The sequence below is a fragment of the Moorena sp. SIO1F2 genome, assembly GCF_010672755.1.
Classification (GTDB): Bacteria; Cyanobacteriota; Cyanobacteriia; order Cyanobacteriales; family Coleofasciculaceae; genus Moorena.
The window spans coordinates 1-20,859 of record NZ_JAAHFV010000009.1; the positions used below are offsets into that span (position 1 = coordinate 1).

Consider the following 20,859-nt stretch of genomic DNA (forward strand, 5'->3'; position numbering starts at 1 on the left):
TCAAAGTCTTGCTAGATAAATAAAAATCTAGCAAGACTTTGAAAAAAATTAATTGAATCAGGAAGAGATAGCAGTTGACAAGTTACTTTGAAATGGTTATACAGATACACTCTAGCTGTAATAATTCAGGGATCAGCTTCTAAACAGTCAGCTTTTAAATCAAGCGATGCAGCGCGGTCTTGGGGGTTTCCCCCACTCGCTATTGCATCAAGACAGACAAACATAGGCATTTAGCCCTGGGACGAGTACATGAGTGATTATGGAAAACCCTCAAGAAGCTGAACGCTGACCCCTTAATGCTTACACTTCCTATCAATCAGATATACTCTCTCCAAACCTCTCCAACAGTTCCTCACGGGACAAGTTAAGCAGCACCTGAGTACGCTCTGTGATCGGCAACTGCATCAAAGGCTCAATTGTCCGGGATAATTCGAGATCAACACGGCCAAACCGCCCTGCCAGTAGATTCTCTACCATCAGGCGCTGTCCCTCTAAATTGCCTTGTTCCCGGCCTTGTTCCCGGCCTTGTTCCCGGCCTTGTTCCCGGCCTTGTTCCCGGCCTTGTTCCCGGCCTTGTTCCCGGCCTTGTTCTAAGGTTTCTTCTCGCCAACGCAAATAAGCTGGTGATAAATTCATAATTAACTCCCTGTCGTCTTCAGTTAAATCTTCTCTGTCTTCTATTTTGATGCGCCAGTTGGCCAGAATCTCTAAGATGTTGCCCCGTAAAGGGTGTCCCACCGGCAGTGCCACCAATTCCTTAATGGCTTGCTCCTGAGTGCGATTGCGTCCCAAAAGTCTCAACCAGAGGGTTTCTTCCGTAACCGGTAGCTGGTTAATGGCCACCAGGGCTGTCTTGAACAACTCAGGCAAAAAATAGACTCCTTCCACCCAATTCCCTGAATCATCAAGTTTGGCGGCAAAACCATTCAATAGGTTGCTTGAACAAGAAGGAGACAGAATCCATAAACAGGGCAAGTCAGGTTCTGACACAGAATTTTTCTCTCGTCGTGCCTGGCGCTGTAGCTCACCGTAGAGGGCAAACAACTTCAGCAGACAATTACGCACCGCCATGATCCCGATGGCATTGCGGAACGGTTCCAATAAACAGGCAGTTGATGCCATCTCACCGAGCAATCCTAAAACCTGGGGTGGTGTGGAGACCGAAGGTGTTGGTAGAAACCAAATATCCACTTGGCGTACTTCACTGGTTACTTCGCGGCTGATTTGCACCTCACCGTGAGGTGTTAACAACTCCGTTAAATACTGTTTCGCAAATTGGTCGTGTGGCTGTCGGGTCATTCATCCTAATTGTTTGGGGATAGTATTAGTAGCCTTTCATCGATCAACTGGCTAAAAACAGATCCCATGGATCTTGACTTTTTGACCAAGACCTGAAACAGCATTTTGTGTCAAGTCTTGCCAACAGCTGTCATACTGAAATGGCACTAAACCTTAGAAGCACTCTGGGCGCTCCCCTTAGAATAGAAAAAACTCCGCACAGTGCTCGAAGCCAGGTAATTAGTCATGACAGTAGCCACCACACCTGTTGATACCAGTCCAATTGTGCTGAGGATGCCCCCAGCACTGGCTATGGATGATGACCAGTTTTTTGAATTTTGTCAGATTAACCGGGAATTAAGCATTGAACGCACATCGGCAGGGGAAATCATTATTATGTCTCCAACGGGGGGAGTAACAGGAAACCGAAATTTCAAACTAATTCAACAGCTTGCCAACTGGACGGATGACGACGGTACAGGCATTGGCTTTGATTCCTCTACTGGTTTCAAGCTTCCCAATGGTGCAGAACGTTCCCCTGATGCTGCGTGGATTAAGCTAGAGCGTTGGGATACCATTCCAACTCAGAAACAAGAAAGGTTTGCTCCCATCTGTCCTGATTTTGTGGTGGAGTTACGCTCTCCTAGTGACAAGCTAGAAACCTTGCAAAATAAAATGACCGAGTATATCGATAATGGGGCAAAGCTGGGCTGGCTGATAGACCGCAAGCATCAACGGGTTTATGTTTATCGTCCTGGAGTGGAAACCGAACGGTTAGACAATCCTGCTACTGTTAGCGGTGAGGCAGTTTTGCCTGGTTTTGTGCTAAAGCTCTCGAAAATCTGGTAAGGGTCTTAATAGAATGCGCGAATTTAGAATGCGCGAATTTAGAATTACATTCTTCATTATTTGATCACAAAACCTTTTCCCTATGCATCCCCCCTGCTTCACGCTACTCGGGGGAATTCCGCGAGTTTTGTTAAAAACACCCTGTTGATTGTAAGCAATAATCGAGCAATGAACATTCCACGGCTACACCCAAACACTATTGAAGCAGTTAAGGAACGGTCTGACATTGTGGATGTCATCTCGGAGCATGTGGTATTGCGTAAGCGTGGCAAAGACCATGTCGGTCTGTGCCCTTTCCATGAGGAAAAAACTCCCAGTTTCACTGTCAGTCCCTCTAAACAACTGTATTACTGCTTCGGCTGCCAAGCTGGAGGGAATGCGATTAAATTCCTGATGGAGATTGGCAAGCACTCCTTCTCAGATGTGGTGCTGGATTTGGCACAGCGCTACCAGGTGCCAGTCCAAACCCTCCAACCGGAACAGCGGGAGCAATTACAACGGCAACTTTCTCTACAAGAGCAACTCTACGAGATTCTGGCCTTAGCCACAGCTTTCTATCAACATGCCCTCAGACAACCCCAAGGACAGCAGGCCCTAGAGTACTTGCGCGGTAAAAGGGGTCTGAGTGAGGAAACTATCATTACTTTCGAGCTAGGGTATGCTCCAGCTAGTTGGCAAACCATTTACCGCTATCTGGTGGAACACAAACGGAAGCCAGTGAAGCTAGTTGAGCAAGCGGGATTGATTAAGCCTAGGGACAATGGTGGGTATTATGATGGCTTTCGCGATCGCATTATGATTCCCATCCACGACACCCAAGGTCGAGTGATTGGCTTTGGTGGTAGAAGTCTTGGGGATGAGCAACCGAAATACCTCAACTCTCCAGAAACTCCCCTGTTTGATAAAAGTAAAACCCTTTTTGCCCTAGATAAAGCTCGTAATTCCATTACCAAGCAAGACCAAGCTGTAGTGGTGGAAGGATATTTTGATGCGATCGCACTCCATGCTGCAGGAATTACTAATATAGTCGCCTCCCTTGGTACCGCTTTTAGTTTAGATCAAGTCCGGCAACTATCGCGCTATACTGAATCCAAGCAAATTGTGCTCAACTTTGATGCGGATGCTGCTGGTACTAATGCTGCCCAAAGAGCCATTGGAGAAATTGCTAACCTAGCTTACCAAGGACTTGTGCAGCTACGGGTACTGAACTTACCGGATGGAAAAGATGCTGATGAATTCCTCAAATCTGCTCCTGACGCTACGGAAAAATACCGACAACTGTTGCTCAATGCTCCCTTGTGGCTGGATTGGCAGATTGATCAACTCCTGATTGGCAAAGACCTCCAACAAGCCGATCAATTTCAGCAAGTCGCCCAAGCTATGGTTAAGTTACTCAAGCAACTGGAGGACATCAACCAGCTCACTTATTATATTAACTACTGTGCTCAAATTCTCAGTCAAGGACAAGGGAAACTAGTATCTTTATACATAGAAAATTTACAAACTCAACTCCAAAAACCCCTTAGAGCTGCCTTTAAGAAATCACCACCTCGGTTAAAGAAACCGAAACAACAGGGTAATCAAGAATCAAACCTACCGGTTGGTAAAGAGCGCATCCTGTTAGAGCGAGCAGAAGCCTTACTGTTACGGATTTATTTACACTGTCCTGACTATCGACAAACAATTATTGATACTCTAGACCAGCGAGATTTACTCTTTAGTCTCTCTCACCATCGATTCTTGTGGCAACAAATTATTGAACTCCAAGGGATAGGCACACAATTTTACACTACCACCCCTGAACAGCTAATCTCCCGTTTACAAGACCGGAGTTTACAATTTCCTAGGGAAATGACTCAAGTCGCTCATCTATTTCATCTTGACGAAACCTGTACAGAAGATATTTTGCGAGCCCCGATGGTAATACAGGCAGCAGCAGCTTCTCTAGAAATAGTAGCTTTGGAAAAACATCGGCGCTATTGTTTAGAGCAATGGCAAAAAATTGACCTTAGTAATGATTTGCAACGTAAGCAATACTATTGGCAGGAATGTCAAGATGCTAATCGCAGGCTGATCGAATTAGAGAAGATACGTCAGGTCGGTATTTCCGACCTATTAACTATGTAGCAGTTCTCAAACGCTAGAAATTGCTATTACTTAACATCATGAAAGTGACTATAATCAATAATTCTACTGCCGTCTGATTTCCTATCAAACATATCTACAAAACGCCTATCCCACAAAATTTCTGATGCGGTGTAGGAGTGACGACTGTGAATAGTCTGGGAAACCGTTTCATCAATACCAACTAGGGTGATAATAAGTGTGGCTTCCATTTCAGCGAGAGACTCTGGTGTTTCCCCATATAAAGGACTACTTTCATCAATTGGATGCATAACTGTCCAAGTTAGAGCAAAGCTAGGGGTTTGGCTACGCAACAGTTTCAGGTCGTAGAATCGACGCATGGATTCCCCTTCTAAGGTGACTTCATTGCGTAGCAAACTTACCCTGAGCTGAGCTTCCAAAATCCGATTATCCCGTTCATTGGCAGCGCGGAACATGAGGGTAGTTACTCCATTATGGGGCGCAATCACTGCCCTACGACTGAAGATGACTCTGGCAGTAGGGCGAGAGAAGCGGGCAAACATTAGTCCCGTTGCCATGGCTAGGGCCATCAAACCCACTAGAGCTTCTATGGTAACAATGATATTAGCATAGGAAGTCACGGGATACATCGCACCATAACCAATGGATGCCATGGTCTGAACGCTGAAGAAAAAGACATCGAAGAAAGCACCTGGACGGGCATTTTCAATACAATTTCCTCCCGCTAGGTACAATAGGGCAAAGACAATGTTTATGGCTAAATAACAAACCGCAATTAGCCCGAAAAACATTGGCCAATTAACGGTCAGCATTATATGATAAGGGTCACGCCAATAGTTATGGGATGACCCTTTTATAATTACATCTAATTGTCGTCTAGGTCTAGTCCGTTGAGCGATGCGCATCTTAGTTAGTTTAAACTGGTTAATAGCAATTTTTATTGGAAATTTTACCGTAAGCTATTAGCTTATGCGCTACGGATTTATTCAGTTACTTGACCACGGACTAATGCCCATCCTGTGGTGACCTGACCGTAAGCCCAGGTAGCGTAGGGAGCTATACATAACTTAATTAACCAGGGTATCACCATGATTGCGCTAAATATCATCAGCCCCAATACCTTGATCCCGATTTTATGAATTCCGTTCACCAACTCCTGGACTCCTGCTAGAATTTTTTGGGAATCTTCTCCAAGGGCATCGAGGTTAGGAATACCGCTGACAATAGTATTCAAAACCTTAAGTATTTCCAAATTATCCTTTAACACTGCCTTGACCTGTTGCAAACCAACCACTTGTACTTCAAACCCAGGAATAGTAGGCATATCCACTGAAACCTCTTTCATCTCGATATTCACCTTAGGCGGAAATCCACCCCCCAAGTTGACATTTGGTTTCACCGGAAGATTAACATCTGGGATGCCAAGATCAGGCAAAGTTACTCCTGTAGGAATCTGTTCAACTATCTCTAAGGCTTCTTGCACCTCTGCCTTTACTGTTTTGATTGGTTCTAGGATATTAGCAATTTCCTCTTTTGTCTTATTAGTACTTTCCTTAACTTCCACTAGGGTGTTATTGATTTCCACTAAAGGGCCACTGACCACACTCTTGATATCAGATAAAATTGTTAAAAAAGTAATCAAAAATACCACTACTATGATAATCGGTATTAAAGCATATATAATCATGAATATACCATTAAGTCGTTGCCTTAAACCACTGCTTTGATCAACTCTCATCTTCTTACCTCTATTTAATTAATTAGCTTGTCTGACTAAGAAAGTATGTTAAAAGTTTCTGGATTAGATATTAAGTATTCAAGAGCGAGTGGTGCGTTACACCGACGGGCTGTGCCAACACTGGTTACCGATAAAATCAGGGCGAGCCCGTCTGATCACGCACCCTACCAACTTTTGCCTCTTGCCTTTTGCCTTTTGCCGCAAGACGTGTGTTTACAACTCAAATAGAAATACTAGATCATGATTTGATCTGTTCCAAAATACTCTCCATTTCTGATAGGTTGAGAGGAACCTGGAGTACTTCTGTATTAAACACAAAGAAAGGAGTACCATTAACTGCCAAGGTCTGGGCTAATGTGATATCGTCCCTAATAGCAGCTTCGGATTCAGCGCTGATGCGATCGCGATTAAATTGCTCTAGATCTAGATTAAGATCTTGAGCGATCGCCACATACAATTCTTCATCCAAGTTATTTTGCTGCTCAAACAGGGCATCTTCATACTCCCAGAATTTCCCTTGCTGAAAAGCCGCCCAAGCTGCTTTAGCAGCAGGGAGTGCTTGAGGATGAATCTGAGTCAGAGGCAAATGCTTATATACTAAGGTTACCTGATCGGAATGTTTGTCCATAAACTGCTTTACGCTTTGGTTAGCTTGGGCACAAAATGGACATTGAAAGTCAGAAAACTCCAACAGCACAATGTTATTTTCCGCCACACCAGTAGTAGGGGAATTCCCAATTATCGATGCTGGCTCTGTACTCATTTGCTGCAAAAATGCTTGCCTGGATTGGGCTAGCTCTTGCTGTTTTTCCTGCTGGTAAGCTTGCAGCGACTGTAAAATAGCCTCTGGATTATTCCGGATAATGGTTAATACTTGCGCTTCTAGTTGATCAGGGTTAGCAAAGTTGTTGCTGCAACTGCTCAAAGTGAGCAAACACAGGAATAAGCTAACAATAGTTAGGGAAATTCGAGACAACTGTTTCATTTTAAACTGTTTACTGTTTATTAGTAATGACCAACTGTTTACTATAGCATTTTTCAGAGTTATGAAGTACAGTCCAATTAAGAACGGCCAGATATCAGTGACATAAGTCCTTTAAACAAGGTAAACCACCATCAGCTTTCCTTCGGGAAGCCATCAACAGGGGAGTTGTTCAGTCGTAGTTCAGTTTCAGCGTTGTAAATGCCATCCTGTTTAATTCGGTCTGTTGGATTGTTTAGATTCCAGAGTTGCTGGAAAGCAAGGACAGAATCAGCTCGGATGTTAATGATATTGCCTCCTAAATAGTTGAAATTTGCAGAATCCGACGGTCCAACCCATTGCCAACCATGCTTTTCTAGAAAGGGTCTCCAGCCCTGATTATCTGAAATATATAGCGCTAGACCACTCTGAGAAATACTTCTAGATGGAGGAGCAGCCCTTCGAATACCGCAACGCTGATTACGGTAATGGTTATATAGGACAAGTTGCTGAGCAATGGTGCGATAGGCACTTGTCACAAATAATGGTTTACCTCTTTCATCAATAGCTTTTTGAAGTGCTTGTTTAGCCGCTGGTTGAAGATAAGGCCAAGTAGCGGTTCCTATTTGTACATTCAAATCTGCAAAACTGACCAGGGACTTGGGACGTACGACATTTAGTTGATTGATAAGTTGTTGATCAAGTCCACGAACAGGTGAGGTTAAGCAGCCAGGGATATTTATAACTTTTATAGAGGAAGGATCTGGTGGAGGGGATTGAACTAGAACCCAATTCACTCTCACAAGTAAAACTAAACTAAGTATCCCCAATGTCAGCCAGTCAACTCTAAAGGATTTTGGTTTTTCTCTAGTCAATTCTTGATTCTTAGGGAGTAGTAAACGAACTCCAGCAACATGAGCGTGATTACCCCAGCCTCGAAGTTTGTCAAATTCAGCTTTTGCTCCCTCCAAATCACCACGAGCAAATTTGGTCATACCACGACCATAAATCAGCAGCTTTTTAAATTTAGATAGGGGCTCCGCTAAGGTTTCTACCACAGCAGCAATCCGGATTAGATCATCCCGGTCGTGCTGATATGCTCGTGATAGGGCTAATCCTAATCCTTTGGCTGATGCTTTTGGTCGAAGATAAGCCTGGGCTGTCCACCGTTGAGCTTGGGCAAAGTCCTGAATATCTGGGTCATCGCTTTCTAGTTGCGGCTGGATATAGACTAACAAAAATTCAGATAACTCTTTAATACGCTGTTCACCAAAATTGTGATTATCTTTGAGATAATTCAGCAGCATCTCCCGGATAGTTGCATCCATTTCATAGATTTCTAATCCCACTTCTTCCCAAATACCAGAAAACAGTAAATCTGTTACAGCTACCCAAGGAATATCTATCCCTCTCCCCTTGACATCTTGCTGAAAGTTTGCCCAAATACAGTACAACAAGTCAGGGGTAATCGCTAATGGGAGAGCAGCGTGACAAGCTAGTAAAAGATGTGCCTCTCCAAAGCGTTTTTTAAAGGATTTAATCTGTCGCTGGATAGTGTCAGTTTTCATGGTTTCATGTTAGATAGCAAAGGGAACAGGGAATAGGGAACAGGGAACAGGGAGTAGGGAGAATAAAATTGAATATAGCTCATTAGTACGAGAAACGCTATTTATAGCATTTATAAGTAGGTCATGAACAATCTTGCTAATTTTTCACAATACCAAAAAATCCTCCAATCTCTTTAATACTGTTCCCTGTTCCCTGTTCGCTGTTCCCTGTTCCCTAAAACCGAAGACTTTGTAGCTAACCCAATTGAAAACTGCTCTATAATCAAAATACCTTCAGTTTACTCATCGTACCCGCAAAACATTTATTGCATGTTGTAAACCTTCGCGACTGAATTCAAACATTGGTACCAAGGGTCTAATCTCACCAGCGGTGGTGCCAGTCCAACGGTTGCAAGGCATGGGATTAAGCCAAGCCATGGCACGCACTTGCTGTTTGAGTTGTCCTAGAAAGGCTTTGGTCAATTCAATGCGCTGAGGGTTAAGTCCACCACGAGCAGCACCACCATCGCTAAACATCAAAACTACAGTCCACTGCACAGCAAGCTGGGAGAGAATCCTGCTAATCAATTCTGCTTCAAGCTGATCACGGTCGTGATAGAGGTAATCCACTGGACAATTGTGAAAATAGTAGATAGTGGTTTTACCCCACCGTCCAGCTTGTAAGGCGGTTTCTGTTAGCCGATGGGATAGTCGATGAAAGGGTATCATTGAGCCACCTTGGTCGATTAACAGTAATAGCTCCGTACGATTGACCCTAGGGGAGATAAAGACAGGCTCTAGCAATAGACCTTGCCGTCCAATCTGGTTAACGGTTGCTTCGATGTCGAGTTCTGTCTTAGCTCCTTCCCTGACCAGACCCCGCAAGTAACGCCAGCTTTGTTTCATTTGCCTACGGGTCACGGGACAGTATCCTGTAGTGATCAGAATGCGATCGCTAAACCCTGGCTTAGTCTTACGAGAACTCTGCCTTACTGTTTTCGCAATTTGTACTTCATCTACTTCCTGAATGATTACTACTGGCTTAAACAGCTTTTCTTGGGGACGATTGCGAGATTTAATAATGTGCCAAAATACCCAGACAGTCAATAACGATCCTCCACCTATAGTTAGGATAACTGGCCAACTACTATTGTTTTTACCATTCGTATTTTTTTCATCATTATTGATAGCTGTTACATTGGGGCTAGTTGGGGGTGTTGCTGGATTTGTTTCTTTTGGTTGAATTACTACTGGTTTATCTGGCTGAGGTTTTATTAGAGGTATTAAATTCGATATAATAATTACAATTCCAATAATAACTACTCCTATCAACCAATAACTAAGTCTTGGAAAATAGTTATTTTCCTGTGAATCACCTTCATCTGTGGTAAAATCATCTAAATCATCTAAATTATCTAAAGCTATACTAGTTGGAATAAATTCTTTAATAAATTCGTCAAAGTACTTATCAAAAATATGCTTTTCTTCTTGCGACTTCACCCATAAGGTACAGCACAAACGTGCCAACGCTTCCCGGTCTGGAATCCCAAAACCAGCCTGCAATGCCCGCAATAAGGCTTCATACTCACCAATTCCCAAGGGTAAGCCAGCATCTTGCAGTTTTTCAAACAACTCCATTAGGGGTAAGTCATTGACCTTCATAGCCTTTTTGGGTTTAGATAGCGCATATGGTCATTGACGCTTTTCAGCAATACACCAGGATAGGGGAGTTTTCCATCCAATTGTGCCAAAATTTCATCGGTGGGATGGCGGCGCAGTACCTTGAACCAATCAATTAATTCGCTAGTACTAACTTTTTTACCAGTATTCCCTTTATGCTTTTCCATTTCCCGACGCAATTCCTGAAAGCGACTTACAGTCTTCTTCACTAGCATCTCCGGTGATTTCGGAAAATGAGCATTAAGAATGTCAATTAACTGGTGATAAGGAAACTCAACATAATGAAATAAACAGCGCCGTAAGAAAGCATCGGGTAAATCCTTCTCGTCATTGCTGGTAATAAAAACAATTGGGGCTTGGTTGGCTATTACTTCTTCACCGGTTTCATCTACAGTAAATTGGCGTTGATCAAGTTCCATTAATAAGTCGTTAGGAAAGTCAATATCCGCCTTATCAATTTCATCAATTAACACCACCGTCAGGGTTTCACTCCGAAATGCATTTCCTAACGGGCCCCAACGTACATAGGTCTCGGGATTACTAATACGGGGGATATCCTCTGGTTTAATCATGCCGGTTGCGGCTAACTGAGCATCCCGCAAACGAGCCACAGTATCATAGATGTAAAGACCATCCTTTGCCCGAGTAGTAGATTTGACACCCCAGACTCTCAAAGGCAAGTTGAGCTCATAAGCCACAGCATGAGCCAAGCGGGTTTTACCACATCCCGGTTCCCCTTTCAGTAACAAAGGGCGTTCCAGGTAGATCGCTAAATTAACTGCTTCAATTAATTCCCGACTAGGTAGATAAGGGTACAACAATTGTCCCTTGCTGTCTCGTTCTCCAGGCTGCGGTTGTAGTGCTGGATTACCTGTATATTCAGGTTTTGGGTTGTTCAGAGTCTCCACCGTTGCTTTACGTCATTATACCAATCAACGCCACAGCGATCGCATATTTCTGCCAGTACATACTCTGGAATGCCATTATCGCTGTTTTCTAGAACGACTTTAACAGTTTCATCGACCTCATGGGTAAATTCGATCGGTAATTCCTCAGATTCTCGCATCATCCAGTCAATCAATTCATCTTCATCAAATTGATTAATCTTGGGAGATTTTACTGGCATTTGGGGTTGAGTACGGTCTATTTTATCAGAAAATATAGCATCCAAATTCCCGACAGTGCCTTCGTAGTCTACTAAAAACATCAATAATTTGAAGCGACTGGCACTAGGGGTAACCTGGCGAGCGTTAGTTGCCAAAGGTGTCCAGAACTCACGGATAAGTTGATCTAAATAGGCTTCTGGCATCACATGTACATCATGGAAGACCAGTAGCACATTCTGGGTTTGCCAGTAGCGATAAACTCGTTCAGTAATAGCAGTAACTGAGGCTCCCTTTCCCCACAAACCAACCTGATTACCCAGTTCACGCCAAAGGGTTTTGATATCAGTTCTGCGAGCTTTTCTTGCTAAATTAACTTTGATAACTTTGCCAGTAATAGTATTAGGAAGATGTTTTTATACTAAGCGATTCAATAACCAACGTTGTCCGTAGTCTGGATAGCCATGAATTAAAAAAGCCGCGACAGACTGTGTTCGGATTAACCTAAAAAATAAGCGTTCCTGCTCCTCGTAACCCAGCTTTACTAATACCTTATAAAGCTGATCACCATCTAAAACCCGCCAAATTCCATCAAGAGCACCAATGGATATGGCTAAACCAGTTTTATCCCCTTGTCGATGGCTAACTACTCCCAAAAGCTCACCACTAGCTTCATCCACCACCGGCGAACCACTATAACCACGCTGTAGCCCATAGTCATCAACAATGTGCAAATCCCAACCTTGAATTCTTTCCCCTGGTTGTTTCGACCATCCCACTTGCTCCCCTAGGGTACCGTGCAGTGGTCGGATTAAATGGTCTTTAGCAAATAATTGAAAGCCAGCAGTTAGGAAAGAGTTACCCTTCTCACCAAATCCTTCTTGTCGGTGTAATTCTGGCTTATTCCAAAGTCCATCTACTCTCAACACTGCCAAATCCAATCCATGATCTTCCCCAGAAGCAATCACCGTGCCAGGTATGCCATCAGCTTTGACATTCTCTGGCCCACCAACCTCTTTCACCACATGAGCACAAGTCAACAAGAAAGCGGTGCCACTAACCTGGCGAATCACAAAACCAGTGCCAAAACCAGTGATTGTAGGGTCACAACTGGTAATTAAAACCACCGACTGCTGTAGTTCTTCTGGGGTCATTCTTTAGCAAAGGGAACAGGGAATAGGGAACAGGGAATAGGGAACAGGGAGTAGGGAATAGGGAGTAGGGAGTACGGTATCAAAAATTATCACAATTCCTATAGGAATTGCTATTAATTAATCAATTAATCTTTGGGTTTCAGTACCAGTTTCACTTTCAGGTTAGCATTTGCCGCTGACCTAGTAATATATAAATTCCCTTCTCCTTCAAAACTAAACCCCAATTCTACCTCAGCCTTCTCAATATCCATCTCCTTATTCAGCTCTTTACAAGTCTGAGCAATGGGCTTGCATGTCTTCACCAAGAGCGGTCTAATCTTATCGAAAGTAGCACTAACTTTATCAGCAAAACCACCAGCGATAGGTTCGACTTGATTCCCTGGTACTTCTACTTCTACCAACGTGCCATCTTCTAATTCAATCAGTTTAGTTGCCATTACAATTTGCTACCTTAAGTTTATATAAGTTAAGTTATCAGCTTAAGCGCTACGCGCACGCTACGCGAACAGCTTTCAGTTATTATCTATCATATATAGCGGTTTGCAATTCAGTTAGGTACAAATTTATGGTTTTTTAGGGAGCAGGGAGTAGGTACTTCGGAGCACAGAAGAGGGAAGAGGCAAAAAATAATGTGTACCTCATAGCTACGAGAAACGCTATATATCGTCTAATGGGCTGACAACCAGCATTATTAGTCTTACTAGGTCAACGGCTGTGGGGAGATGGGGATATCGGGGGATACCCGACTCCCGACTCCCAAACAAATTTGTTACAAAAGTTTAAAAAATATGTTATAATAAAAGATTATTTTGTGTTAGTATAAAAATGTGGCCGACAAACGTCCACATTAAGAGCCAGCCCATAGATTTTCCCGAGTCTCCGGCTGGCTCTTGGTCCCCATCTAAGGAGATACATCAATTATGTCCTATTCTGAACGCCTTCATCCGTGGGTGATAGTTCGGCTATTGCCAAAAATGCAACGAGTGATTGTGGCTCGGTTTCGCAACCGATCGGATGCCCAAGGCCACTTGCAGGCTCTGAAACGACTGATGCCCGATGCTGAATTTATAATTATTTTTGATTTAGGAAAGCCGATGGAAGAAGACTCTGAAGACTCTTAGGGATTTGGGTGATTCGTGATGCCATAGCGCTGCACCCAAGGGCATAGGGAGTAGGCGTCGGGAAATGAAACGGGCAAGATGCCCGTTCCACCTACCGGGTCAAAGTAAAACTACTCTTCCCGATTCCCGATTCCCGTTCCCCTCCTGGGAGGGGTTAGGGGTGGGTTCCGATTCCCGATTCCCTGGGCGCAGCGCTATATCAGAGGATTTTGGTGTAGCGGCGGATATCTGGTGTATCAGCCACTAAGCCATCAAGTTGCTTGATGGCAGCTTGGAGATGCTCAGTGACCAGATGAGCATCTAGTGCTTCTGGTGTTGCCCACTCTTCCACAAAGGTAAAATCTGTTGGTTTTGTCTGATTTTGAAGTAATTCGTACTTCAAACAACCTTCTTCTGCTCTTGTGGGTTCAATCAATGCGCTCAGGACAGCTTTGAGTTCCTCAACTTTATCTGGCAGAGCTACAAGACGGGCAACAACATGCAAGGTAGAGTTAGACATATAGTAAAGGGAGTAGGGAGTAGGGAATAGGGAGTAGGGAGCAGGGAGCAGGCAAGAGGCAAGAGGCAAGAGGTAAAAGGCAAGAGGCCAAAAATCCTGTGTACTTGATAGCTATGAGAAACGCTATAGAACAAAGGGAGTAGGGAACTTCAGATCAAAAATTATCACAATTCCTACACGGATTGCTATATTTTAAGCTGACGGCTGACAGCTGACGGCTGACAGCTGACAGCTGTTAGCTAAGAATTTAGGATAAAAACTTCAAGCCTAAAAACAAAGCAGCAATTGTTCCTGAAACACAAATTTCTCCTTGTTCAATTTTTTTTAAAACCTCGTCTATAGGTACCAAAACAATTTCCACCTCTTCCGTAATATCTAGATTTTGGATACCCGATGGTTGAGCTTGCTCTGCCATAATTAAATGAATTGTATTGGTATCTTTGACCGGATTATCATATAAGGTTGCTAGGGAAAACATATGGTCAGAGACATAACCAGTCTCTTCTTCTAATTCCCTAGCAGCTGCCTTCAGACTATCTTCTACTGTTGAGTTGAAACCACCCCCAGGGAGTTCCAATAAAATTTCTCCCACTCCATGGCGATATTGACGGACAAAAACAACATTGCGATCGCAAGTAATTGCCAGTATCAGCACAATATCCGGTCTAACATTGATGAAGTAGTCATCAACAATTTCACCACTTGGTAATTCTACTTCATCTTGCCTGACTCGACACCATTTATTGTCAAAAACCAACTTTGATTTCATGGTTTTCCATGGCTGTATTGAAATCATTAAATTACTGAATAATTACAAAAGGATAAGTTACAGTATTAAGGGTGAAGGTTGAAGGTTACAGGTTGAAGGTTGAAGGTTACAGGTTACAGGTTACAGGTTAGAGGTTGAAGGTTACAGGTTACAGGTTACAGGTTGGGTTAGAGGTTGAAGGTTACAGGTTAGAGGTTGAAGGTTACAGGTGGTAGGTTACAGGTTACAGATTGTAGGTTGTAGGTTACAAATTGGGTTACAGGTTGTATGTAGGTTAGAGGTTACACCTTGTAGGCGAGTATGATCTGGCAAACCTATTATTGACCATCGTCCTAGTAGAGTATAACCTTCAAGCTACCCTTCACCGAACCCCAAAGGCGAACAACCTTGGCCTTTGGCCACGCTACGCGAACAACTAAACAACCTTCAACCTTTAACCAAATAACCTTCAAGCTACCCTTCACCGAACCCCAAAGGCGAACAACCAACTAACCTTCAACCAACTAACCTTTAACCTTAAACTAAATAACCATATACTAAATAAACAATGCGTATTGGCGTTGAAACGTTCACGGTACATAAGCAGTTCCCTTTAACCATCAGTCGTGGCACCACTTCTGAAACCACCAATGTCTGGGTCAGGATCGAACAAGAGGGTATTGAAGCGTGGGGCGAAGGGTCTCCCTTTTCCCTAGGAAAGGCAACTAGCCTCAGCAATAGCTCGTCAGATCCAGGCACAGAAAGTTTCCTAACCCCCACCCCCCATAAGCAAACTACTGAGATTCTGCTGGAAGCCCTAGAGGTGGTTATCCCGATGCTGGAGGTATTTAGTCCTTGGGAACACCAACAAATTGAACGGGTTTTGGAGGAGGTACAGGTGCCATCAGCGGCTTGGGCGTCCATTGATTTGGCAATACATGACTGGCTAGGGAAGCGGGTGGGATTGCCCCTCTGGCGGCTGTGGGGATTGAACCGCCGCCGAATTGTACCAATTTCCGCTACGGTAGGCATTAGTGACCCAGAAAAGGCCAGGCAACGGGTGCAGGAATGGATTCCCATTACTGGTGCTCATGTACTGAAAATTAAATTAGGTTCACCTGAGGGGATTGCTGCTGATCAACAGATGATTCTGGCTATCCGAGATGAGGCACCAGAAGCCGAGTTGAGTGTAGATGCCAATGGGGGTTGGAGTTTGGAGGAAGGGGTAGAGATGTGTAACTGGCTGGCGAATCAGGGGGTGAGGCATGTGGAACAACCCCTCGCTCCTGGAAAAGAGGTGGATTTACCCCAGTTGTATAAGCAATCCCCTTTACCAATATTTGTGGATGAAAGTTGCAAGACTTGCCAAGATATTCCGCCATTGGCAAACTGTGTCCATGGTATTAACATCAAACTAATGAAATCCGGTGGTTTAACTGAGGCAATACGGATGGTGCATACCGCAAAAGCTTGTGGGTTGCAGGTGATGTTTGGTTGCTATTCTGACAGTACTCTGGCGAATACAGCAGCTTCTCATCTCTCACCACTCGCAGATTATCTTGATTTAGACAGTCACTTAAACCTAGTAGATGACCCCTTCACAGGGGCAACCCTACAAAATGGGCATTTGATACCGAATAATTTACCAGGACTGGGGGTGAAACGCAGTGAATTTAACCACTAATCGGCGTATGGCGATTCTACTCCATGAAGGGATTCTTGGTTCAAAAGGCAAAACCGGACTGACTCTGTTACGCTATTGCCCAACTGAGATTGTAGTAGTGATTGACCACGAGTCCGCTGGACAGTCTTTGTCTAAATTAACTGGAATTAAGGTTAATGTCCCGATTGTAGATTCCGTGTCTGCTGCCCTGGCTTATCAACCGGATATCCTAGCCATTGGTATTGCGCCCTCTGGGGGAGCATTACCAGAGCCTTCGAGGCAGGAGGTCAAAGTAGGGGTAGGAGCAGGGTTATCGATTATCAATGGTTTGCATACTCCCATGGCATCTGACCCAGAGTTACAGCAATTACTGCAAGACGGTCAGGTAATTTGGGATATTCGTCGGGAACCGAAGGGATTAGGAATAGCAAGTGCTCAAGCGCGATCGCTACCTTGTCAGCGCATCTTGACAGTAGGTACAGATATGGTAGTGGGCAAAATGTCAGCAGCTCTGGAGTTATATTTGTGCGCCCAACGTCAGGGCATATCATCGAAGTTTCTAGCAACCGGTCAAGCTGGAATTATGATTTCTGGGGATGGCATTCCCTTGGATGGGATTCGGGTAGACTTTGCGGCTGGTGCTGTGGAACAAATGGTACTGCGCTATGGTAATGACCACGAGTTATTGATCGTAGAAGGGCAAGGTTCTCTGTTGCATCCTGGTTCTACAGCTACTCTACCGCTAATTCGAGGAACTCAGCCCACGGGATTACTATTAGTGCATCGAGCTGGACAGCAGTCTGTTCGTAATCATGACCATGTGCCGATTCCCCCATTACCCAAGGTGATTCAGCTTTACGAGACCGTTGCTAGTGCTGGTGGGGCATTTGGTCAGGTAAAGGTGATTGCGATCGCACTTAATACTGGCCACTTGGATGATCAAGCTGCCCGGTCGGCCATTGAACAGGTACAAACAGAGACTGGCTTACCTTGTACCGATGCTGTGCGATTTGGAGCAGATGTATTGTTGAAAGCAGCAATTGGTGATCGGGAGTCGGGTTAAGACAAAAATTTACTATACCTCAAACATGTTTCCCATCTCCCCAGCTCCAGCTCCCCAGCTCCCCATCTCCCCATCTTCCCAGCTCCCCAGCTCCCCAGCTCCCCATCTCCGGATTAATCTTGGCGTACCTGGCATACTGAAATAAGGGGGCAAGTAGCAACTACTCCCAGGAAATCTTGACCCAGAAAATTCTAAACGTTAATTACGTTAATTCAATCCAATGAAACGTGAATCCAACAGTTCTAATGGGATACCTGAACTTAATTACACAACCTTAGCGATTCTTGGTGGGGTTTTTGTCTTGGGACTTGGAGTTGGTATTGCTTTTAGCTCTGGTGCCACTCTCAACCCAGAAAACGTTGCCTCCCGTGAAGTGATTGACCGCAGCGCACCAAACCCAGAGCTTTGTATTCAGTATGGTGCCAGTGCGATGGTGACGGATATGCAAGTTTTCGTGACTCTCAATCCCTTTAATGTGTATGTGACCCAGCCCAAGATGCGACCTGGGTGTGTTTTACGTCGGAATAACTGGTCAATTCTGGAACAGAGGAGGCTGATCTCATCGGAACAGGTCCGGGAATGCAAAAATCGGATGAATACTTTTGGTTTCACTGGTGTCCTTGAAGGTTCACCAGAAATCCGCTGTATCTATCAAAACGATGCAACCGGTAACTTATTCCTCAACCAAGGCGGTGCCACCGGACCACGAGAAACGGATCAGTTTTGAACTCCGATCTTGCACCAAGTTTAAAATTTACCTGTAAAAGTAGGGAACAGGGAACGGGGAACAGGGAACAGTGATTAAGATTTTACTCTCTCTTGATGCAAAGGGCGAGTGGGAGAAACCCCGTTTTACCGACTGCATCGCTTTCAGTACTGAAATTGATTGTTATCGCTTCCGTTATTAAGTTTTTTTTGTACTGGTGCAAGATTTCAGCCCAGGATTAGTATTTTTATAATACTGTTTTCGTCAATTCTTACCCCCTGCTCCCTATTGCCTATTCCCTATTCCCTATTCCCTATTCCCTATTCCCTATTCCCTATTCCCTATTCCCTATTCCCTGCACTATAGATAAGGAAATCAAAAAGTTTCCTTATCTCGATTTCATATATCCTTAATAAGGAGAAGACCAAGAGCGAACTTCGCCTAAAGTCACAGGAATTAAACCCATAACTGCTCTTTGTTCAAGGTCTGCAATGGGTTACGTTTGAGGAATTTTGACGTTTCCAGCAACTCCGCCAATTTATCCAAAAACCAGGGGTCAATTCCTGTGAGTTGCACCTTTAGATCAAGTCAAGCAATATATCGAAAATCAATCAGGCGGACGAATTTGAGGGGTCTATCCATCCCCATCCTTAAGAGGAATGGGGAATTTCGACCCCTCAAACTCCCCATTCGTTAAATCAGGTAATTAAATCAGAAAGGGAACCGACGACTGGCCGTGTTTCGTCTCGGTTCCCTGACTGGTTCGCTCCTCACACATCCGTAAATATACCGAAAGCTTTCTGGATTTGTCAACCCCTTTGGCAAAATTTTTTTTTCGGTCAAAGTTCACCTGGTGCAGGGACACCCAGTTGGTCTTCTAGAAGCGATCGCAAAACTACTTGAGTTACTCCCACTAATCCTAACCTTGCTTGAGCCAGCCTAGGGGTCTGGTGTTTCACCTCCCCCCAAATGCGACATCTACGGTAGAACTGCTCAAACGCATTACTCACAGAACTTGCCAACTTTAGCCAATTCTTTGATTCGGTTCCACTCAAGTAGTCTGTCAAGTCAATAAGTTGACCAATCAAAAGTCTTTCTGCTGGATGGAGCAACTGTATAAGCGGCTGATTTGTCCCTGTTCCTAGGTCGTCTTTTAACCAGGGAATTGGATATGGCACAACTATCAGTCCCCTAGAGGTTTTCAAGTCCATACTCTGAATCTGGATTAGGCCCTGGCGATGAGCCAAGTGCAGGAGTGAGCAGCAACGAGCATGGGCATACTGAACTCTAAAGATCTTGGAAGTATCTTGCCAGAAGAGTCCTGAGTGCTGAGTGTTAAGTTCTAAGTAGGGCAAGAGATTTTTTTGACCTTGTTGAGGCCGAAAGCTAATCGGGGTGTCTGTTGAAGGTTGAATCCAATCTTGTAACCAAGTTGCTAACCCCTGATCTGTCAGCCAAAAATTAATCCAGCCTGGAGGAGCTACTTCAACCTCGAATTCGATCAAGTTTTGTTTCCCACCATCTTGAGTTATGGTTGGCAAAGATACAGTTAACTGATCAGCAATGGCTAGAGGACTTTGCTGCATGGCGCGAGAAAGCTTGAGAGCGATCGCTGAGCGATATGCTACACCAGTATTATCTGAGCAGCGTTCTAAAGGAATCGTTTCCAATATCAACTGGGGAATACCAGAATATACCATTGCTCTCGATATCTGTTGTTGTAATCGGGTACTCAGGGCAGCAGAATTACCTGACAAATTTACGCGCCATGAGCTACTCATCAAGGTATTTTTTGTTACTTTGGAGTCCATGTAAGATCTAGATAAACTTGTGTATCCATCAGGCTCGGAGCTTATGTATTCACCATCCGACCCATTAGAGGCATCCCGACCCTTTGTAACTTGGCAAAGGATCTTAGATTGGGGACAGGAACACTACCGTTATAGGACGTTTAGCAAAGATGAGCGGATTCCTACCCGTCCTGGGTTGTTGTATTTGGTAGAGCGGGGGGCAATCCGTTTGGTGGGTACTTCTCAAGTCAGTGCTAGCCCCAATTTTTCTGGATCTCAATGCTCCCATCAGAATATGGAAGAAGCATTTTTAGGATTCATTGGTGCGGGTCAGCCTTTTGAAATTGTTGCCCTTTCACCCTTCACACTTCAGGCTTACTCCCACGTTGAGCAAACTGCTGTGGTATGGATGTACTGGGATGACTTAGACAACTGGCCACACTTCCGACGGGAGATCTTAGATGCATTTAGGCTTCAGCATCAACGCAAACTACTGTGGCTGAGTACCTTAGGACAGCGACGAACCATTGATCGGCTCTTGGGATTTCTCATACTATTGGTTGAAGAGTTCGGGGAACCGTGTCAGGAAGGTTACTGCTTACCATTTCCCTTAACTCATGCACAAATCGGTAGTGCCATTGGCTCCACCCGCGTGACTGTCACTCGCTTGATCGGAAAGCTTCGCCAACGGGGAATCATCAACACTCAGAAGGATAATTTAATTTGCTTATCAGGTGACTCAGTACCTAAGATAACTCCTAATTAGGTACACTTATAGATACTTGTGTTCGAGTAAGTGCAGTGGAAATCTAATTTACTGCCAAACTGGCAACACAGCCATGGTAAATTGCTT

22 protein-coding genes and 1 pseudogene are annotated in these 20,859 nt (G+C 44.3%); 9 read left to right on the top strand and 14 right to left on the bottom strand.

The genetic code is table 11. The annotated features are described in order from the left end of the window. Positions 1-312: 312 nt before the first annotated feature. Complete coding sequence (locus F6J94_RS02295) at positions 313-1,299, bottom strand: hypothetical protein (RefSeq protein ID WP_293036500.1); 987 nt, start codon at positions 1,297-1,299, stop codon at positions 313-315. Between the two features lie 225 nt (positions 1,300-1,524). On the opposite strand from F6J94_RS02295, the gene F6J94_RS02300 reads away from it, so the two are divergent. Both F6J94_RS02300 and dnaG read left to right on the top strand, forming a co-directional pair. After that, the gene (locus F6J94_RS02300) at positions 1,525-2,127 is read left to right on the top strand and encodes a Uma2 family endonuclease (protein ID WP_293029056.1); all 603 of its coding nucleotides are present in this window, start codon (positions 1,525-1,527) and stop codon (positions 2,125-2,127) included. A 168-nt stretch (positions 2,128-2,295) separates the two neighbouring features. Next, positions 2,296-4,254 (top strand): DNA primase, encoded by a 1,959-nt coding sequence (gene dnaG / locus F6J94_RS02305; protein ID WP_293036502.1) that lies wholly within the window; start codon positions 2,296-2,298, stop codon positions 4,252-4,254. A 26-nt stretch (positions 4,255-4,280) separates the two neighbouring features. On the opposite strand, the gene F6J94_RS02310 is transcribed toward dnaG, so the two are convergent. From F6J94_RS02310 to F6J94_RS02345, 8 genes and pseudogenes are all read right to left on the bottom strand, one after another. Continuing rightward, positions 4,281-5,138 carry an ion channel gene (locus F6J94_RS02310; protein ID WP_293036504.1) on the bottom strand — a complete coding sequence of 286 codons (858 nt, stop codon included), beginning with the start codon at positions 5,136-5,138 and terminating at the stop codon, positions 4,281-4,283. 77 nt (positions 5,139-5,215) lie between these two features. Next, positions 5,216-5,971 carry a hypothetical protein gene (locus F6J94_RS02315; RefSeq protein WP_293036507.1) on the bottom strand — a complete coding sequence of 252 codons (756 nt, stop codon included), beginning with the start codon at positions 5,969-5,971 and terminating at the stop codon, positions 5,216-5,218. 238 nt (positions 5,972-6,209) lie between these two features. Next, a complete protein-coding gene (locus F6J94_RS02320; RefSeq protein WP_293036509.1) occupies positions 6,210-6,956 on the bottom strand; it encodes a thioredoxin domain-containing protein in 747 nt (248 codons plus the stop codon). A 131-nt stretch (positions 6,957-7,087) separates the two neighbouring features. After that, entirely contained in the window at positions 7,088-8,500 is a 1,413-nt protein-coding gene (locus F6J94_RS02325; protein WP_293036511.1) for a M15 family metallopeptidase, read from the bottom strand. 282 nt (positions 8,501-8,782) lie between these two features. Beyond that, positions 8,783-10,141, bottom strand: a complete 1,359-nt coding sequence (locus F6J94_RS02330; RefSeq protein WP_293036513.1) for a hypothetical protein — start codon at positions 10,139-10,141, stop codon at positions 8,783-8,785. Then, positions 10,138-11,067, bottom strand: a complete 930-nt coding sequence (locus tag F6J94_RS02335; RefSeq protein ID WP_364305962.1) for a MoxR family ATPase — start codon at positions 11,065-11,067, stop codon at positions 10,138-10,140. Before F6J94_RS02335 ends, F6J94_RS02330 begins: the two co-directional genes overlap by 4 nt. Then, positions 11,055-12,416: pseudogene (locus F6J94_RS02340) on the bottom strand (trypsin-like peptidase domain-containing protein). The gene F6J94_RS02335 and the pseudogene F6J94_RS02340 overlap by 13 nt, the downstream one beginning before the upstream one ends. 125 nt (positions 12,417-12,541) lie before the next feature. Next, on the bottom strand, positions 12,542-12,853 hold the full coding sequence (locus F6J94_RS02345) for a CU044_2847 family protein (RefSeq protein ID WP_293036515.1): 312 nt from the start codon (positions 12,851-12,853) through the stop codon (positions 12,542-12,544). A 483-nt stretch (positions 12,854-13,336) separates the two neighbouring features. On the opposite strand from F6J94_RS02345, the gene F6J94_RS02350 reads away from it, so the two are divergent. Both F6J94_RS02350 and F6J94_RS02355 read left to right on the top strand, forming a co-directional pair. Next, complete coding sequence (locus F6J94_RS02350; RefSeq protein WP_293022523.1) at positions 13,337-13,537, top strand: hypothetical protein; 201 nt, start codon at positions 13,337-13,339, stop codon at positions 13,535-13,537. A 64-nt stretch (positions 13,538-13,601) separates the two neighbouring features. Then, positions 13,602-13,784, top strand: coding sequence for a hypothetical protein (locus F6J94_RS02355; RefSeq protein WP_293022520.1), 183 nt, complete (start codon positions 13,602-13,604; stop codon positions 13,782-13,784). Here the strand turns inward: F6J94_RS02355 and F6J94_RS02360 are convergent. Together F6J94_RS02360 and F6J94_RS02365 are read right to left on the bottom strand one after the other, a co-directional pair. After that, positions 13,737-14,105, bottom strand: coding sequence for a putative quinol monooxygenase (locus F6J94_RS02360; RefSeq protein WP_293022517.1), 369 nt, complete (start codon positions 14,103-14,105; stop codon positions 13,737-13,739). The genes F6J94_RS02355 and F6J94_RS02360 overlap by 48 nt on opposite strands. A 178-nt stretch (positions 14,106-14,283) precedes the next feature. Beyond that, positions 14,284-14,832 carry an NUDIX hydrolase gene (locus tag F6J94_RS02365; protein ID WP_293036517.1) on the bottom strand — a complete coding sequence of 183 codons (549 nt, stop codon included), beginning with the start codon at positions 14,830-14,832 and terminating at the stop codon, positions 14,284-14,286. Between the two features lie 520 nt (positions 14,833-15,352). Here F6J94_RS02365 and F6J94_RS02370 point away from each other — a divergent pair. Both F6J94_RS02370 and F6J94_RS02375 read left to right on the top strand, forming a co-directional pair. Then, positions 15,353-16,468: a dipeptide epimerase gene (locus F6J94_RS02370; RefSeq protein WP_293036519.1), complete on the top strand. Its 1,116-nt coding sequence runs from the start codon at positions 15,353-15,355 to the stop codon at positions 16,466-16,468. Then, positions 16,452-17,510 carry a DUF1611 domain-containing protein gene (locus F6J94_RS02375; protein ID WP_293036521.1) on the top strand — a complete coding sequence of 353 codons (1,059 nt, stop codon included), beginning with the start codon at positions 16,452-16,454 and terminating at the stop codon, positions 17,508-17,510. Before F6J94_RS02370 ends, F6J94_RS02375 begins: the two co-directional genes overlap by 17 nt. A gap of 12 nt (positions 17,511-17,522) precedes the next feature. On the opposite strand, the gene F6J94_RS02380 is transcribed toward F6J94_RS02375, so the two are convergent. Next, positions 17,523-17,645: a hypothetical protein gene (locus F6J94_RS02380; protein WP_293036523.1), complete on the bottom strand. Its 123-nt coding sequence runs from the start codon at positions 17,643-17,645 to the stop codon at positions 17,523-17,525. An 85-nt stretch (positions 17,646-17,730) separates the two neighbouring features. Here F6J94_RS02380 and F6J94_RS02385 point away from each other — a divergent pair, with 85 nt between their 5' ends. Both F6J94_RS02385 and F6J94_RS02390 read left to right on the top strand, forming a co-directional pair. Further along, positions 17,731-18,237, top strand: coding sequence for a DUF3172 domain-containing protein (locus F6J94_RS02385; RefSeq protein WP_008187233.1), 507 nt, complete (start codon positions 17,731-17,733; stop codon positions 18,235-18,237). Between the two features lie 159 nt (positions 18,238-18,396). Further along, positions 18,397-18,582 (top strand): hypothetical protein, encoded by a 186-nt coding sequence (locus F6J94_RS02390; protein ID WP_293036525.1) that lies wholly within the window; start codon positions 18,397-18,399, stop codon positions 18,580-18,582. 90 nt (positions 18,583-18,672) lie between these two features. On the opposite strand, the gene F6J94_RS02395 is transcribed toward F6J94_RS02390, so the two are convergent. Further along, the gene (locus tag F6J94_RS02395; RefSeq protein WP_293036527.1) at positions 18,673-18,792 is read right to left on the bottom strand and encodes a hypothetical protein; all 120 of its coding nucleotides are present in this window, start codon (positions 18,790-18,792) and stop codon (positions 18,673-18,675) included. A gap of 263 nt (positions 18,793-19,055) precedes the next feature. Beyond that, the gene (locus F6J94_RS02400; RefSeq protein ID WP_293036529.1) at positions 19,056-19,997 is read right to left on the bottom strand and encodes a DALR anticodon-binding domain-containing protein; all 942 of its coding nucleotides are present in this window, start codon (positions 19,995-19,997) and stop codon (positions 19,056-19,058) included. Between the two features lie 73 nt (positions 19,998-20,070). Between F6J94_RS02400 and F6J94_RS02405 the strand changes: the two genes are divergently transcribed. Then, positions 20,071-20,772 (top strand): Crp/Fnr family transcriptional regulator, encoded by a 702-nt coding sequence (locus tag F6J94_RS02405; RefSeq protein WP_293023271.1) that lies wholly within the window; start codon positions 20,071-20,073, stop codon positions 20,770-20,772. The last annotated feature ends 87 nt before the right edge of the window (positions 20,773-20,859 follow it).